At 68.9% G+C, this 15,632-nt stretch carries 16 protein-coding genes; 6 read left to right on the top strand and 10 right to left on the bottom strand.

Going from position 1 to position 15,632, the window contains the following annotated elements; genetic code table 11:
* Nucleotides 1-105 precede the first annotated feature (105 nt).
* On the top strand, nt 106-807 hold the full coding sequence (locus QM634_RS05440; RefSeq protein WP_415041752.1) for an MBL fold metallo-hydrolase: 702 nt from the start codon (nt 106-108) through the stop codon (nt 805-807).
* Nucleotides 808-814: 7 nt separating this feature from the next.
* Here the strand turns inward: QM634_RS05440 and QM634_RS05435 are convergent, their stop codons facing one another.
* A complete protein-coding gene (locus QM634_RS05435; protein WP_415041751.1) occupies nt 815-1,468 on the bottom strand; it encodes a methyltransferase domain-containing protein in 654 nt (217 codons plus the stop codon).
* Between the two features lie 89 nt (nt 1,469-1,557).
* On the opposite strand from QM634_RS05435, the gene QM634_RS05430 reads away from it, so the two are divergent.
* Nucleotides 1,558-3,822, top strand: coding sequence for a HelD family protein (locus QM634_RS05430; RefSeq protein ID WP_415041774.1), 2,265 nt, complete (start codon nt 1,558-1,560; stop codon nt 3,820-3,822).
* Nucleotides 3,823-3,825: 3 nt separating this feature from the next.
* On the opposite strand, the gene QM634_RS05425 is transcribed toward QM634_RS05430, so the two are convergent.
* Entirely contained in the window at nt 3,826-4,272 is a 447-nt protein-coding gene (locus QM634_RS05425; RefSeq protein WP_415041750.1) for a universal stress protein, read from the bottom strand.
* A gap of 91 nt (nt 4,273-4,363) precedes the next feature.
* Nucleotides 4,364-6,520: an excinuclease ABC subunit UvrB gene (uvrB, locus tag QM634_RS05420; protein ID WP_415041749.1), complete on the bottom strand. Its 2,157-nt coding sequence runs from the start codon at nt 6,518-6,520 to the stop codon at nt 4,364-4,366.
* Between the two features lie 53 nt (nt 6,521-6,573).
* On the opposite strand from uvrB, the gene QM634_RS05415 reads away from it, so the two are divergent.
* Complete coding sequence (locus tag QM634_RS05415) at nt 6,574-7,110, top strand: DUF402 domain-containing protein (RefSeq protein WP_415041748.1); 537 nt, start codon at nt 6,574-6,576, stop codon at nt 7,108-7,110.
* Here the strand turns inward: QM634_RS05415 and coaE are convergent.
* From coaE to rpsA, 4 genes are all read right to left on the bottom strand, one after another.
* Nucleotides 7,107-8,003: a dephospho-CoA kinase gene (gene coaE, locus QM634_RS05410; protein ID WP_415041747.1), complete on the bottom strand. Its 897-nt coding sequence runs from the start codon at nt 8,001-8,003 to the stop codon at nt 7,107-7,109. The two genes, QM634_RS05415 and coaE, sit on opposite strands and share 4 nt — an antisense overlap.
* A 23-nt stretch (nt 8,004-8,026) precedes the next feature.
* On the bottom strand, nt 8,027-8,623 hold the full coding sequence (locus tag QM634_RS05405; protein WP_415041746.1) for an isochorismatase family protein: 597 nt from the start codon (nt 8,621-8,623) through the stop codon (nt 8,027-8,029).
* Nucleotides 8,624-8,710: 87 nt separating this feature from the next.
* Nucleotides 8,711-9,202 (bottom strand): ferritin, encoded by a 492-nt coding sequence (locus tag QM634_RS05400; protein WP_415041745.1) that lies wholly within the window; start codon nt 9,200-9,202, stop codon nt 8,711-8,713.
* Nucleotides 9,203-9,444: 242 nt separating this feature from the next.
* Complete coding sequence (gene rpsA / locus QM634_RS05395) at nt 9,445-10,905, bottom strand: 30S ribosomal protein S1 (protein WP_415041744.1); 1,461 nt, start codon at nt 10,903-10,905, stop codon at nt 9,445-9,447.
* 191 nt (nt 10,906-11,096) lie between these two features.
* On the opposite strand from rpsA, the gene QM634_RS05390 reads away from it, so the two are divergent.
* From QM634_RS05390 to QM634_RS05380, 3 genes are read left to right on the top strand one after another with little or no spacing between them, the layout of a single operon-like run.
* Nucleotides 11,097-11,633, top strand: a complete 537-nt coding sequence (locus QM634_RS05390) for a 2'-5' RNA ligase family protein (RefSeq protein ID WP_415041743.1) — start codon at nt 11,097-11,099, stop codon at nt 11,631-11,633.
* Entirely contained in the window at nt 11,633-12,454 is an 822-nt protein-coding gene (locus QM634_RS05385; protein WP_415041742.1) for a class I SAM-dependent methyltransferase, read from the top strand. The genes QM634_RS05390 and QM634_RS05385 overlap by 1 nt, the downstream gene beginning before the upstream one ends.
* A 24-nt stretch (nt 12,455-12,478) precedes the next feature.
* Nucleotides 12,479-12,964, top strand: coding sequence for a PPOX class F420-dependent oxidoreductase (locus QM634_RS05380; RefSeq protein ID WP_415041741.1), 486 nt, complete (start codon nt 12,479-12,481; stop codon nt 12,962-12,964).
* Here the strand turns inward: QM634_RS05380 and QM634_RS05375 are convergent.
* From QM634_RS05375 to QM634_RS05365, 3 genes are read right to left on the bottom strand one after another with little or no spacing between them, the layout of a single operon-like run.
* Nucleotides 12,961-14,016 carry an isocitrate/isopropylmalate dehydrogenase family protein gene (locus QM634_RS05375; RefSeq protein ID WP_415041740.1) on the bottom strand — a complete coding sequence of 352 codons (1,056 nt, stop codon included), beginning with the start codon at nt 14,014-14,016 and terminating at the stop codon, nt 12,961-12,963. The two genes, QM634_RS05380 and QM634_RS05375, sit on opposite strands and share 4 nt — an antisense overlap.
* 12 nt (nt 14,017-14,028) lie before the next feature.
* Nucleotides 14,029-14,790, bottom strand: coding sequence for an amino acid ABC transporter ATP-binding protein (locus QM634_RS05370; RefSeq protein ID WP_415041739.1), 762 nt, complete (start codon nt 14,788-14,790; stop codon nt 14,029-14,031).
* Entirely contained in the window at nt 14,787-15,629 is an 843-nt protein-coding gene (locus QM634_RS05365; protein WP_415041738.1) for an amino acid ABC transporter permease, read from the bottom strand. The genes QM634_RS05370 and QM634_RS05365 overlap by 4 nt, the downstream gene beginning before the upstream one ends.
* Between the last annotated feature and the right edge of the window lie 3 nt (nt 15,630-15,632).

Below are 15,632 nucleotides of genomic sequence, written 5' to 3'. Positions count from 1 at the left end.
TCCTGTCGAGCCAGTCGCGTCCACATATACCGGCGACCTCTGACAACTCCTCCAAGTCTAGGCGCCGGGACAAATCGTCGGCCGCCCGCGGCTACCGTGGGATCCATGACGACGATTAGCCCCATTGACGACGCGTACACCGGATCGGTGACCGGTCCGCACCACCCGATGCGTCGCACGACCGACCACGCGACGATCACCAAGATGTCGGTCGGCCCGATGGACAACAACTCCTACGTCCTCACCTGCACCGACACCGGCGACCAGCTGCTCGTCGACGCCGCCAACGACGCCCCGGCGCTGCTCGCGCTCCTCGACGGCCTCCCCGGCACGCTGCGCGGCATCCTCACCACCCACGGCCACTTCGACCATTGGCAGGCGCTGGAGGAAGTGGTCAAAGCCACAGGCGTCCCCACCATGGCCGGGCGCGCGGACGCCAAGGACCTGCCCGTCACACCCGACCGGCTGCTCGATGACGGGGACGAGATCACCGTCGGCAACCTGACGCTCACGGCCGTGCACCTGTCCGGCCACACCGAGGGATCGATCGCGCTGGCCCTGCGCGATCGCAGCGATGACGCCGCCGGCCCACTGTCGGTGCAGCTGTTCACCGGCGACTGCCTGTTTCCGGGCGGGGTCGGCAAGACCTGGCAGCCGGGCGACTTCGAGCGCCTCCTCGGCGACGTCACGACCAAGCTGTTCGACGTCTACCCCGACGACACGGCGGTCTACCCGGGCCACGGCAACGACACCACCCTGGGCGCCGAGCGCCCGGAACTCGCGCAGTGGCGCGAGCGGGGTTGGTGAACCGCCGTCAGGGACGGGTGAAGACCAGCACGTCGAAGGCCGAACCGCCGTCGCCGCCGGTCGTGTGTGCCCCCTCGACCAGGCCCGCGTCGCGCGCCGAACGGGTGATCTCGTCGAGTTCCCGGATGGTGAAGCGCGACCGCGTGAACGGCATCCGACGCATCGCCTCCGGCCGCCCGACCCCGACGGCCACCCGACCGCCGCCGCGCACCGCATGCGCCGCGGCGGCGAGGAATGCGGTGAGGTCGTCGACGAAGTAGATCGTGTTCACGCACATCAGCGCGTCCAGGCCGCCGGCGGGCAGCTCGCCGATATCCGTGGCGAGCGTGAGGCGCCCGGCGCGCAGCGCCTCGGCGAACCGGGACTCGGCGCGCGCGATCACGTCGGGCGAACGGTCGCAGCCGACCACCCTCCCGTCGGGGCCGACTGCCGTCAGCAAAGCCTGGATGCCCGCACCGCCGCCGAACCCGACGTCGGCGGCCGCGTTCCCGTCGGACAGTGCCAGGGCATCGGCCGTCGCGGCGATCATCGCCGCGTTGCCGCGATCGAGTATCCGCGGCACCACGGTGCGTCCGAGAACACCGTGCGGCGACGCGAGCTGCGCCGCCACGGCGTCCAGGAGTGAATTCTTGAGACCGTTGATCTTCTCGTCGTCTGCCATGGATTAATGATAATCATTGTCATTACTGTCGCACTGCTGCGGGTGGGCGACACGCGTACACTGGATCAACTGTGAATCCTGATTCGCGCATGGCCGACGAGCAGCGTCATCTCGACGCGGTGTACGGGCGCATCGACCGGATGCGCAGCACGACCAACCGCCGCCTGCGCGAGACGCTCGCCGAGAGCGGCGGCACCCCGCAGGCACAATCGGAGCGCGAGTCCTACGAGCGCCTCTACGTCGACGACCTGGCCAAACTCGACGCCGCCGAGCACAACCTGTACTTCGGCCGACTCGACGTCGACGGAGACGGGCAGCCCGAAACGCGGCGCATCGGTCGGATCGGCGTCCTCGACGACGATGACGAGGACACGACGCTGCTGCTGGACTGGCGCGCTCCCCTGTCCCGCCCGTTCTACCTGGCCACGCCGGCCGACCCCGACGGTGTCCGGGTGCGGCGCCACATCCGCACGGGCAACCGGCAGGTGCGCGCGGTCAACGACGAGGTCCTCGACGGTTCCGTCGATCCGGCCGCAGGAGCGGCGCTGACGCGGGGCGACGTCGTCAACGAGACGGCGCTGGTGACCGCGCTGAATGCTGCGCGTACCGGCGAGATGAACGACATCGTCGAGACGATCCAGCGCGAACAGGACCTCATCATCCGGTCGACCCACCGCGGGGTCACCGTGGTGCAGGGCGGCCCGGGCACCGGCAAGACCGCCGTCGCGCTGCACCGAGCGGCCTATCTGCTGTACACCCACCGCGACCTCCTGGCCCGCAGTGGCGTGCTCATCATCGGCCCCAACGCCGAGTTCCTGCGGTACATCTCGCAGGTCCTTCCGTCGCTGGGCGAGACGGGGGTGCTGCTCACGACCATCGGCAACCTGCTGCCGGGCGTCGACACCGCCGAGACCGATTCCCCCGCGGCCGCCGCGCTGAAGGGCTCGACGCACATCCTGCCCGTCCTCAAGAACCACGTGCGGTCCTACCAGTCACTGCCGAAACAACCCGTCGTCGTCGAATTCGACGGCTATCCGCTGAGCATCGACGCCGAGCTGGTCAAGCGGGCCCGCTCGAAGGCGCGCAGCACCCGGCGCGCACACAACCAGGCGCAGCGCGAGTTCCTCCGCTCGGCGCTGTACGGCCTGGCCGGCGCCTATGCGGGTCGCATCGGATCCTCGCTGCTCGACGGCTCGCAGATGCTGTCGGGCTCGGAGATCGCCGATATCCGCGACGAGATGCGCGACGACGAGGACCTGGTGCGCGCGGTGCTGGCCTTCTGGCCGCGCCTCGAGCCGAAGCAGGTGCTGACCGACCTGTTGACCTCCCCGGCCGCCATTCGCGCGGCCACACGCGGCTGGTCCGACGAGGACCGCGCGGCGCTCGAGCGGGTGCCCGGCGCACCCATCACCGTCGACGACGTCCCGCTGCTCGACGAGATCGCCGAGTTGATCGGGGCGGGCACCGACGAGGACGAGGCGGCACAGAAGGCCGCGTGGCGCGCCAAGCTGGCCGAGGCACAGGACGCCCTGGACATCTTGACCGGCTCGGCTCCCCAGGACCTCGAGGACGAGATCGATCCGGAGATCCTCATGGCCTACGACCTCATCGACGCCGAGCAGCTCGCCGCCCGCCACACGGTGACCCAACACCTGACGACCGCCGAACGCGCCCACTCGGACCGGTCGTGGACCTTCGGCCACGTCATCGTCGACGAGGCGCAGGAGCTGTCCCCGATGGCGTGGCGCATGGTGATGCGCCGCATCCCGAACCGGTGGATGACGGTCATCGGCGACACCGCCCAGACCTCGGCCCCGGCGGGCGCCTCGTCCTGGGATGCGGTCTTCGAGCCGTACGTGGCACGGCGGTGGCAGTTGCACGAGTTGACGGTGAACTACCGGACCCCGGCCGAGATCATGACCTATGCCGCGCGTCTGCTGGCGCGCATCAACCCCGACCTCACGCCGCCGACCTCGCTGCGGTCCAACGGGATCGACCCGGTGGCCGTGCGTGCGCCGTTCGGGCGGTCGGTCCTGGATGCGGTGAAGATCGCGATCGACGCCGACTGGGACGGTCTCACCGGGCTGATCGTCGCCGACGACGACTACGAGACCGCCGTGGAGGCGTTGGAGGGACACCCCGACGTCGTGGTCCACACGGTCACCGGCTGCAAGGGGCTCGAATTCGACAACACGATCGTCGTCGAGCCGTCGTCCATCATCGCGGCCGGCCGGCACGGTGCGGGGAACCTCTACGTCGCGCTCACGCGTGCCACGCAGCGCCTCGTCGTCGTCGCAGAATGCGACTTGCCACCCGAGTTGGCGGACCTACCCGGGTGGCAAGAGGAAAGCTGAGTGCTACGTCGTGTGGACGATGAGCACGTCGACGTCGGCCTTGCGAGCGGCGTCGGCGGGCACCGAGCCCAGCAGGCGGCCGGACAGGGTGTTCAGACCCTTGTTGCCGACGACCAGCAGGTCGGCCTTCACGTCGACGACCAACTGCAAGAGCGCCTCGACCGGCGCACCCTTGATCGGGCGCTGCTGGACGAGCTTCGCACCGGCGGCGTTCGCGCGCTCCTTGGCGGTGCGGAGGATCTCCTCGGTCGGCGCGGAGCCGTGGACCTGGTAGGCCTCCTCCTTGAGCACGTCCGACATCGCGTTGACGTCGCGGCCCTCGTTCGGGAAGTAGGCGCACGCGATGACCAGCGTCGCCGACTCACCGGCGATCGCGCCGGCGCGATCGACGGCCTTCATCGAGGATTCCGAGCCGTCGGTACCGACGACCACGGTTGTGTATGCGGTCATTGACCATTCCCTCCAGTTTCGCGATTCGTAAGCACCCTATCGGATTCTCACCCGCGCAGGGTCCCAGTTGGTCCCAGTGTGTTCAGCGCGACTATTTGATCCCCGCGGCGTCCATTCCGCGCAGTTCCTTCTTCAAGTCGGCGATCTCGTCGCGCAACCGCCCGGCCAACTCGAACTGCAGGTCGCGGGCGGCGGACATCATCTGATCGGTGAGTTGGGTGATCAGGTCGGCCAGCTCGGCGCGCGGCATCGCCGACACGTCGCGGCGCTCGATGACCCCGGCACTGCTCGACCCCTTCGGGTTGTCGCCCTGGGCACGGCGGCCGCGGCTGGCGTTGCGGCCGGAACCGCCGACGGCCACCTCGTCGTCGGCCTCGCTGTACACCTGGTCGAGGATGTCGGCGATCTTCTTCCGCAGCGGCTGCGGGTCGATGCCCTTTTCCTCGTTGTAGGCGATCTGCTTCGCCCGGCGCCGTTCGGTCTCGTCGATCGCGTTCTGCATCGAGTCGGTGATCTTGTCGGCGTACATGTGGACCTCGCCGGACACGTTCCGCGCCGCGCGGCCGATCGTCTGGATCAGCGACGTGGTGCTGCGCAGGAAGCCCTCCTTGTCGGCGTCGAGGATCGCCACGAGTGACACCTCGGGCAGGTCGAGGCCCTCGCGCAGCAGGTTGATGCCGACCAGGACGTCGTACTCGCCCAGGCGCAGCTGGCGCAGCAGCTCGACGCGGCGGAGCGTGTCGACCTCCGAGTGCAGGTACCGCACGCGGATCCCCAGCTCGAGGAGGTAGTCGGTGAGGTCCTCGGCCATCTTCTTGGTCAGCGTCGTGACCAGCACGCGTTCGTCGCGCTCGGTGCGCTCGCGGATCTCGTGGACCAGGTCGTCGATCTGTCCCTTGGTCGGCTTCACCACGACCTTGGGGTCGACCAGGCCGGTCGGGCGGATCACCTGCTCGACGAACTCGCCGTTGCTCTGTCCCAGCTCGTACGGGCCGGGTGTCGCCGAGAGGTAGACCGTCTGTCCGATGCGGTCGACGAATTCGTCCCAGGTCAGCGGACGATTGTCGACCGCCGACGGGAGTCGGAACCCGTAGTCGACGAGGTTGCGCTTGCGGGACATGTCACCCTCGTACATCGCGCCGATCTGCGGCACGGTCACGTGCGACTCGTCGATGACCAGGAGGAAGTCCTCCGGGAAGTAGTCGATCAGCGTCGCCGGCGCCGACCCGGCCCCACGACCGTCGATGTGCCGCGAGTAGTTCTCGATGCCGGAACAGAACCCGACCTGGCGCATCATCTCCAGGTCGTAGGTGGTGCGCATCCGCAGCCGCTGGGCCTCTAGGAGCTTGCCCTTGTTCTCCAACTCGGTCAGCCGCTCGGCCAGCTCCGCCTCGATGCCCTTCATCGCCCGCTCCATGCGCTCGGGCCCGGCGACGTAGTGGGTGGCCGGGAAGATGCGGACCTTCTCGACCTGCTTCACGACGTCACCGGTCAGCGGATGCAGGTAGTAGAGCGCCTCCACCTCGTCGCCGAAGAACTCGATCCGGACCGCCAGCTCCTCGTAGGACGGGATGATCTCGACGGTGTCGCCGCGCACCCGGAAGCTGCCGCGGGTGAACGACATGTCGTTGCGCGTGTACTGCACGTCGACGAGCAAGCGCAGCAGCGCATCGCGGTCCACCTCGTCGCCGACCGACATCTCCACCGACCGGTCCAGGTAGGACTGCGGGGTGCCCAGGCCGTAGATGCAGGACACCGACGCGACCACCACGACGTCGCGGCGCGACAGCAGGCTGGAGGTCGCTCGGTGGCGCAGGCGCTCCACATCGTCGTTGATCGACGAATCCTTCTCGATGTAGGTGTCCGTCTGCGCGATGTACGCCTCGGGTTGGTAGTAGTCGTAGTAGGAGACGAAGTACTCGACGGCGTTGTTAGGCAGCATCTCCCGCAGCTCGTTGGCGAGCTGGGCGGCCAGCGTCTTGTTGGGCGCCATGACCAGCGTCGGGCGCTGCACCTGCTCGATCAGCCAGGCCGTCGTCGCCGACTTGCCGGTGCCGGTCGCGCCGAGCAGCACGATGTCGCGCTCCCCTTCGTCGATCCGGCGTTTCAGATCCGCGATCGCGGCCGGCTGGTCCCCCGCGGGCTCGTATTCGCTGACGACCTCGAAGCGCTTGTCGGACCGCTCGATCTCACCGATCGGGCGGAACTCGGAGTGCGCGAGGACCGGTTTCTCTGCGGGGAACGCCATGGGTTCCAGGATAGGCGCGACCCCCGACAAGCCGCTGCCGCTAGCTTGGGTGCATGAGCGACGCCGCGCACCCTCCCAAGGTCGAGGTCTTCGACGTGCCCGCACTGACCAACACCGACAACAAGGGGTTCGTGCGCCCGGTGGCGGCCTATCGCGCCACCGACTATGGGCTGTACATGTCGCGCACCGCCGACCACCCGCGATTCGAGCACCTGGAGAGCTGGTTGCTGCCGTTCCTGGGCCTGCGGGCCAACGTCTTCCACTTCCGCGACGCCGACTATCGACCCGGCCAGCGCCTCTACCTCGACGTCGGTGAATTCACCGGCCCCGACGACGAGGGCCGCTGGCATGCGACCGACTGGTACCTCGATCTGGTGGATGTGACCGGACGGCCACTGGAGCTGGTCGACGTCGACGAGCTCTTCGACGCGCAGGCGGCCGGGCACCTCACGGTCGACCAGTGCACCCGCGCCGTAGAAACGGCTGTCCGCGCGCTGACCGGGGCCGCGCGGCACGGCGACGACGTCCAGGCGTGGCTCGACGAGCAGGTCGGCGAACCGTTGACCTGGCTCGATCGCGGCGGGTCCTAGCCGATCGCCACGACGACCCGCGCCGGCCTGCCCGGATCCGCGGAGCCGTGTCCGCCCTTCCGATCGGCCGGGAAGCCGCCCGCCGAGAGCAGTTCGGGCAGTGCCGCTGCGGCCTCGGCGTCGCGGGCGGTGACCGTCAGGGTCACCGGATCCGCCGCGGTCACGGCGACACTGGTCGCCTTGTCGCCGACGATCGCCCACAGTCGGTTGGTGAGCCGGGGGCCCAGAGCAGCCGGATTCGGGTCGTCTGCCACCAGTTCGGGCAGGGGCTCGGCGACGACGCCGGTACGGACGTTGACCTCGTACGGGACGAGGCGCTGCGCCCACAGGTCGATGGCCTTGGCGGCAAGCTCGTCGGCGGTGCCCGAGTTGTCCAGCCACGAGTCGGCGACCGCGCGGCGCTGTTCTTCGGTGGCCTGGGCGGCTATGCGGGCCCGAGCATCGTCCTCGTCGAGACCGCGCGAGGTCACCAGGCGGTGCACCCGGGTCTCGACGTCGGCATTCACGACCACCACGTGATGGAAGAAGGGTGCGGTGTGGTTCTCGACGAGCAGCGGGATGTCTTGCACGACGATCGCGTCCTCGGGCGCCGCCTGCAGCAGCTCGTTGGTGCGCGCACCGATCAGCGGATGGGTGATGGCGTTGAGCTTCCCGCGCGACTCGTCGTCGGCGAAGGCCTTCGCCGCGAGCGCCGGGCGGTCGAGTTCGCCGTCGGCGCCCAGGACGTCCTCCCCGAAGGCCTCGACCAGCGCGGCCAATCCCGGCGTGCCGGCGGCCACCACCTCGCGGGCGATCTTGTCCGCGTCGATCAGGTACGCGCCCCGATCGGCAAAGCTCGTGGCGACGGTCGACTTGCCCGCACCCATGCCACCTGTCAGTCCGACTCGAATCACGCCCACCAGTGTGGCAAACCCGGTCAGCGCACGGCGACCCCGGCGTCGGCGAAGCCCGTGGTGAGCAGCTCCTCGACGGCGGCCGAATCGATTCCCACCGCGTAGTCGCGCAGCACGGTGGTGTGCAATCCGGCGGCGGCCGCGTCGAGGGCCGTCTGTTTGACGCAGAAGTCGGTGGCGATTCCGGCGATGTCCACGGCGGTGATGCCCAGGGCCCGCAGACGGTCGACGAGCAACTCGTCGTCCTCGGTCCGGCCCTCGAATCCCGAGTAGGCCGCGCTGTAGTGGCCCTTGAAGACGCGGATCACCGGAACGGTGTCGATCCGGGACACTTCTTCGTCGAGGTCGGCGATGATCCGCGCCCCCTCGGAACCCGCGACGCAGTGCACCGGCCAGGACACCTGGAAGTCGGGCTCTTCGCCGTCGCGGGCGAAGTGCTCGCCCGGGTCGATGTGCCAGTCCTGGGTGGTGACCACCAGGCCGTATCGCGCGAGGAACTCCTCGTCGTGCAGCGCCCGCGCGAGCCGATCGGCGACGTCGAACCCGCCGGTGACCGCCAGCGACCCGCCTTCGCAGAAGTCGTATTGGGCGTCGACGATGATCAGCGCGGTACCCGTCATGGTCTCGAGTCTAGGAGAAATGCGGCGGCCCGCCGGCTCCGTGAGGGAGCGGGCGGGCCGTCGGTCCTGAGGGCTATTTCAGGTGGTTCAGGCGCTGGCGCCGAGCTCGGCGTCCAGGCGCAGGATGCCCGAGCCGTCCTCGTTGACGAGGCGGGCGCGGCCGAGGATCTCGCTCACGGTGGCCTCCTCCTCGATCTGCTCGTTGACGAACCAGTCGAGCAGCGAGCGCGAGTCGATGTCGTGGGCCTTGTCGGCGGCCGTGTACAGGTCGCGGATGGCCTGCGACACGTCCCGCTCGGCCTCGAGCGCCACGTCGAAGGTCTCGGTCACGCTGGTGACCTTCACCTTCGGCGTCTTGATGTCGCCGATGACCGGGTGGTTGTCGCGGTCGGTGAGGTGCTTGATGAGCTTGTCGGCGTGGGTCAGCTCCTCGGCCGCATGGCTCTTGAGCCACTTGGAGATTCCGGGGAGGTCCATCAGCTCGAGTTCGATCGCGAGCTGGCGGTAGAGCATCGCCGACTCGAACTCCTTGACGATCTGCTTGGTGAAGGCCTTCTCGAGTTCTGCTGTCATCTTCATACCGACGATGATAGGTGCGAAAAACGGCCTCTACCAGCAAGTATTGCCTGCGCTAAGAGAACCTTGGCTACGCTAACCGAATGAAAACCACACGATCGACGACCCTCGCCCCACTCGGTCTTGCGTCCGTTTTGGGGGATTTTCTCGTCGGGTAACACCAACCAGTGGCTCGGATCGGGCTGCCGGCAAGACAAAGCTCCCCGGCCCATTCGGACCGGGGAGCTTCGCTGTGTCTGACGGCGTCAGGAGTTGCCGGCGAGCTTCTCGCGCAGCGCGGCGAGCTGCTCGTCGCTGGCCAGCGAACCGCTGGCACCGGACTCGACAGCGCCTTCCTTGGCGTCACCGGTCGACGAGGAGTAGTCGCTCGGGGCGTTCTCCGCCTCGGCGGCCGCCTTCGCGAACTTCTCCATCTGGGCGGTGTGCATCTTGTGACGACGCTCGGCCTCGGCGTAACGCGCCTCCCAGGCCTTCTGCTGCTCGTCGTAACCCTCGAGCCACTCGTTGGTCTCGGCGTCGAAGCCCTCGGGGAAGATGTAGTTGCCCTGCTCGTCGTAGCTGTCGGCCATGCCGTACTTCGACGGGTCGAACTCCTCGGTGTAGTCCTCGTTGGCCTGCTTGAGGCTCAGCGAGATCCGACGACGCTCCAGGTCGATGTCGATGACCTTGACGAGCGCATCGTCGCCGACGGCCACGACCTGGTCCGGCACCTCGACGTGGCGCTCGGCCAGCTCGGAGATGTGGACGAGGCCCTCGATGCCCTCCTCGACGCGGACGAACGCACCGAACGGGACGAGCTTGGTGACCTTGCCCGGCACGATCTGACCGATCGCGTGGGTGCGGGCGAACTGGCGCCACGGGTCTTCCTGGGTCGCCTTGAGCGACAGCGAGACGCGCTCGCGGTCCAGGTCGACGTCGAGGACCTCGACGGTGACCTCGTCGCCCACGGTGACGACCTCGTTCGGGTGGTCGATGTGCTTCCAGGACAGCTCGGACACGTGGACCAGGCCGTCGACACCGCCCAGGTCGACGAAGGCGCCGAAGTTGACGATGGAGGACACGACGCCCTTGCGGACCTGGCCCTTCTGGAGCTGGTGCAGGAACTCGCTGCGGACCTCGGACTGGGTCTGCTCGAGCCACGCGCGGCGCGAAAGCACCACGTTGTTGCGGTTCTTGTCGAGCTCGATGATCTTGGCCTCGATCTCCTTGCCGATGTACGGCTGGAGGTCGCGGACGCGGCGCATCTCGACCAGCGACGCGGGCAGGAAGCCGCGCAGGCCGATGTCGAGGATCAGGCCGCCCTTGACGACCTCGATGACGGTGCCCTTGACGGCCTCGTCCTTCTCCTTGAGCTCCTCGATGGTGCCCCAGGCGCGCTCGTACTGGGCGCGCTTCTTGGACAGGATGAGACGGCCTTCCTTGTCCTCCTTGGTGAGGACCAGGGCTTCGACCTCATCGCCGACGTTGACGACCTCGCTGGGGTCGACGTCGTGCTTGATGGAGAGTTCGCGGGAGGGGATGACGCCTTCGGTCTTGTAACCGATGTCAAGCAGGACCTCGTCGCGGTCGACCTTGACGATGGTGCCTTCGACGATGTCGCCGTCGTTGAAGTACTTGATCGTCGAGTCGATGGCGGCGAGAAAATCCTCAGCCGAGCCGATGTCGTTGACGGCTACTTGCGGCGAGGAGATAGTGGGGGACGACATGTGTTGGGTTGCTCCGGACAGGTATCTAGTAGGTACAGGTTGTGGTTTGCGGTCACCCAGCGACCAAATGCGCTGGTCAACAATGTGAGTCCGGCAAGATGACTTGCCTGTGGTCACACGCCCCTTAAACACTACGCGAGGGCCACTGTCCTGCACAAATGCAGTCCCGGCGCCCCGGAAGGAGCCCCCTGGTGGTCCATTCGCTGGAATTGGTCTTCGACGACGTCGCCGACGCCCTCGTGATCGACGAGGTGAACCGTCTGGCCGGCGCCGGGCTGCGCACTCCGCACGCCGATCAGCGCCCGCACGTGACCCTGGTCGCCGCCGATGCCGTCGCACCCGGTGCCCTAGCCGCCCTGGCCCCCGTCGCCCAGCGCCTTCCGATCAGCGTGCGCCTGGGCTCACCGATCGTGTTCAGTCACGGGGAGGGCGGCGCCCGGGGCGGATTCACCCTCGCACGCGCCGTCGTGCCGTCGACCGAACTGCTCGGGATCCACGCCACCGTGCTGCGCCTGGCCGACGGGCACCTCCACGGCGAGAAGGATCATTGCCGGCCCGGCCGCTGGACACCTCATGTGACCCTGGCCCGTCGGTTGACGATGGAGCAGGTCGGCTCCGCGGTGGCGCTCCTGTCCGACGGCCCCGATCGCGAGGCCGTCGCCGCCGGGCTCCGCCTGTGGAACGGCGACACCACGACCGAGACCGTCCTGCCCGGTCGGGCCTGCTGATGGACGAACACGTCCGGCCGCCGGCCGTCCTGGGTCCGGTCGACTCCTCCACCAGTGATCGCGCGAACCGGGGCTGGTGGGACGGCGACGCCGACGCCTACCACGACGAACACGGCCGGTTCCTGGGCGTGGAGAAGCCCGGCGGCGACTTCGTCTGGTGCCCGGAGAACCTGCGCGAGGAGGACATCGGCCTGCTCGGCGACATCGCCGGCAAGACCGTCCTGGAGATCGGCTGCGGCTCGGCGCCCTGCTCGCGGTGGCTGGCCGCCCACGGCGCGCACCCGGTCGGCATCGACCTGTCCCGCGGCATGCTGGCGCACGGCCTGGCCTCGATGGCGGGCGACGAGCGCCGCGTGCCGCTGGTCCAGGCGACCGCCGAGCACCTGCCCTTCGCCGACGCATCCTTCGACCTGGCGTGTTCGGCCTTCGGCGCGGTCCCGTTCGTCGCCGACTCGGCCGGGGTCATGGCCGAGGTCGCGCGCATCCTCCGGCCGGGCGGCCGGTGGGTGTTCGCGGTCAACCACCCGATGCGCTGGATGTTCCCCGACGACCCCGGGCGCGGCGGGCTGACCGTCGCGATCCCCTACTTCAACCGCACGCCCTACTCCGAGCGGGACGCCGACGGCGCGATCACCTACGTCGAGCACCACCGCACCATGGGAGACCGGGTCCGGGAGATCCGCGCCGCCGGGCTGATCCTCGACGACGTCGTCGAGCCGGAGTGGCCCGAGGGCTTCGAGCAGGAATGGGGCCAGTGGTCGCCGCTGCGCGGCGCCTACTTCCCCGGTACCGCGATCTTCTGCTGCCACAAACCCGTCTGATCTCCCGGCGCTACCGTGGAAGCCATGGCACGCACCGTAGCGACGAACACCACCGCCGACCGGGACCAACTGCTGGAGTTCATCCGGCCGCGGCACTCCATGATCCTGGCCACGACCCGCGCCGACGGCACACCCCAGATGTCCCCGGTGATGGCCGGCGTCGACGAGCAGGGGCGCATCGTCATCGCCACCTATCCGGGCCGGGCCAAGACGGTCAACGCCAAGCGAACTCCCACCGTGAGTGTCTGCGTGCTGTCCGACGGCTTCAACGACGCATGGGTCCAGGTCGACGGCACCGCCGAAGTCCTGGACATGCCCGAGGCCGAGGACGGTCTGGTCGACTACTTCCGCTGCATCGCCGGCGAGCACTCCGACTGGGACGAGTACCGGGCCGCGATGCGGCTGCAGGGCAAATCACTGATCCGCATCACCCCGACGCGCTGGAGCCCCATCGCGACCGGCGGCTTCCCCGCCGACGTCGCCGCGCGGCTCGACGCGGCCGACGCCTAGCCGATTCGCCCGCGCACCGCGGTCCCGAAGGCCACCGTGCCCAGCGTTCCGCCCAGGTCCGGGGTGGCCCGGCCGTCGGCCAACGTCGCGGCGACGGCGCCGCGGATGAGACCGGCCGCCGCGGTTCCCCGCTCGTCGCCCTCCCGCTGCGACCACCAGTCGAGCAGCATGGCCGTCGATTCGATCAGGGCGACCGGATTCGCCCGGTCCCGCCCGGCGATGTCCGGCGCGGCGCCGTGGGCGGCCTGAGCCATCGCCTGCCCGTCGGAGGCGTTGATCGAGGCCGCCAGACCGAGGGAACCGGCCAGCTCGGCGGTGAGGTCGGAGAGGATGTCGCCGAAGAGGTTCTCGGTGACGATCACGTCGAAATCCCCCGGCCGCCGGACGAGCAACGCGGCCATCGCGTCGACGTGCTGCTCGTCGACGACGACGTCCGGGTAGTCGCGCGCCACGTCGAGGCAGGCGTCGCGGAACAGCCCGGTGGTCAGGGTGAGGACGTTGGCCTTGTGCACGACCGTCACGTGTTTGCGGCGCCGGCGGGCCCGCTCGAAGGCGACCCGCGCGATCCGCTCGGAGGCCGCCCGGGTGATCAGGCCGACGGCCAGGGCGACGTCGGGGGTCGGCATGAACTCACCGGATCCCACGGCCATGTTGCGGTCGGCGTAGAGCCCTTCGCTGTTCTCCCGCACGACGAGCACGTCGATGTCCGGCGCGGTGGCCGGCACACCCGGGTAGGCGCGGGCGGGCCGCAGGTTCGCGTACAGGCCGTAGCGCTTGCGGATCACCGCCCCCGGCGTCAGGTGCCCGCGGAACTCGGTGGGATAGCCGGCCGAGTCGTGCGGCCCGAGGATCCAGCAGTCGAGGCCGTCGAGCGCGGTCAGCGTCTCCTCCGGCAGCGGGTCACCGTGGTCGTCGATGGCCGTCCGCCCCATGGTCAGCGGCACCGGCTCGAGTGTCAGCCCCACCGTGTCGGCGGCGGCCGTCGCGATCGACAGGGCCACCGGCACGATCTCCGGTCCGATGCCGTCGCCGTCGATCACTCCGATGCGCATGACGCGAGTCTGTCAGAGCAGTTTCGCCAGGAACGCACGGGTCCGCTCGTGCTGCGGGTCGGCGAGCACGGCGCGCGGATCGCCCTGTTCGACGACGACGCCGTCGTCCATGAACACGAGCTGGTCGGCGACCTCGCGGGCGAAACCCATCTCGTGCGTCACGACCAGCATCGTCATGCCCTCGTCGGCGAGGCGGCGCATCACCGCGAGCACGTCGCCGACCAGTTCGGGGTCCAGGGCCGAGGTGGGCTCGTCGAACAGCATGAGCTTCGGCTCCATCGCCAGCGCCCGGGCGATCGCCACGCGCTGCTGCTGCCCGCCGGACAGTTGGGCCGGATAGTGGTCGGCACGGTCGGCGAGGCCGACCTGCTCCAACAGGTCGCGGGCCTGCGCGATCGCCTCGTCGCGCGGTGTGCCGGCGACCTGGATCGGCGCCTCGATGACGTTGTCCAGCGCGGTGCGGTGCGGGAAGAGGTTGAAGTGCTGGAACACCATGCCGATGTCCCGGCGCTGTTTGGCCGCCTGTTTGGGGCTCAGTTCGTAGAGCTTGTCGCCGCGCTCGCGGTAACCCATGAGCTCGCCGTCGACGTAGAGCCGCCCGGAGTTGATCCGCTCGAGGTGGTTCACGCAGCGCAGGAACGTCGACTTGCCCGAGCCGGACGGGCCGATCAGGCAGGTCACCTCGCCGCGCGCGACCTCCAGCGACACCCCCTTGAGGACCTCCAGGGACCCGAAGGACTTCCCCACCGCCTGGGCCGACACCATCGGGGTCATCGGCGAAACCCCCTGTCGAAGTGCTTCTCCAGGTAGTGCTGCCCGACCATCAACACGCTGGTCGCGACGAGGTACCAGGTCGACGCGACGAGCAGCATCGGGATCGGCTGGAAGTTGACGCCGGAGATGTCGCGGGCCCGTCCGTAGAGCTCGAGGCTGAACGGAACGGCGGCGACGAGGCTGGTCGTCTTGAGCATGCTGATCAGCTCGTTGCCGGTGGGCGGGATGATCACGCGCATCGCCTGCGGCAGCACGGTCCGGCGCATCGTCTGCGCCCAGGTCATGCCGAGCGCGGTCGACGCCTCCGCCTGTCCCGGTCCCACCGAGGCGATCCCGGCCCGCACGATCTCGGCCATGTAGGCGGCCTCGTTGAGCCCCAGGCCGATGACGGCGAAGAAGAAGGCCGCGTTGAGCGCCTGGACGTTCACGTGTGCGAACTGGTGGACGAACGGGATCCCGATGTCGATGCGCTTGTAGATCGACCCGAACAGGCCCCAGAACACCAGCTGCACGTACACGGGCGTGCCCCGGAACACCCAGATGTAGACCCAGGAGCAATACCGCAGCACCGGGTTGTCGGTCAGGCGCATCACCGCCAGTGCGACGCCGAGCACCACCGCGATGAGCATCGCCAGGACGGTCAGCGCCAGCGTGTAGCCGAGTCCGGCGAGGATGCGGGTGTCGAAGAGGTAGGAGGCGTAGGTCCGCCACCGGTACGCCGGATTCGTCGCCGCGCCGTACACGAACAACCCGGCCAGTACGAGGACCACCGCCGCGGCCGCCCACTGCCCGGGATGGCGGAGCGGGACGGCCTCGATCTTCTTCTCCGTGCCGGTCACGTC

Origin of the sequence: Gordonia sp. (in: high G+C Gram-positive bacteria) (assembly GCF_047606305.1) — a bacterium.
GTDB lineage: Bacteria > Actinomycetota > Actinomycetes > Mycobacteriales > Mycobacteriaceae > Gordonia.
This window is presented reverse-complemented; position numbering and strand designations above follow the sequence as displayed.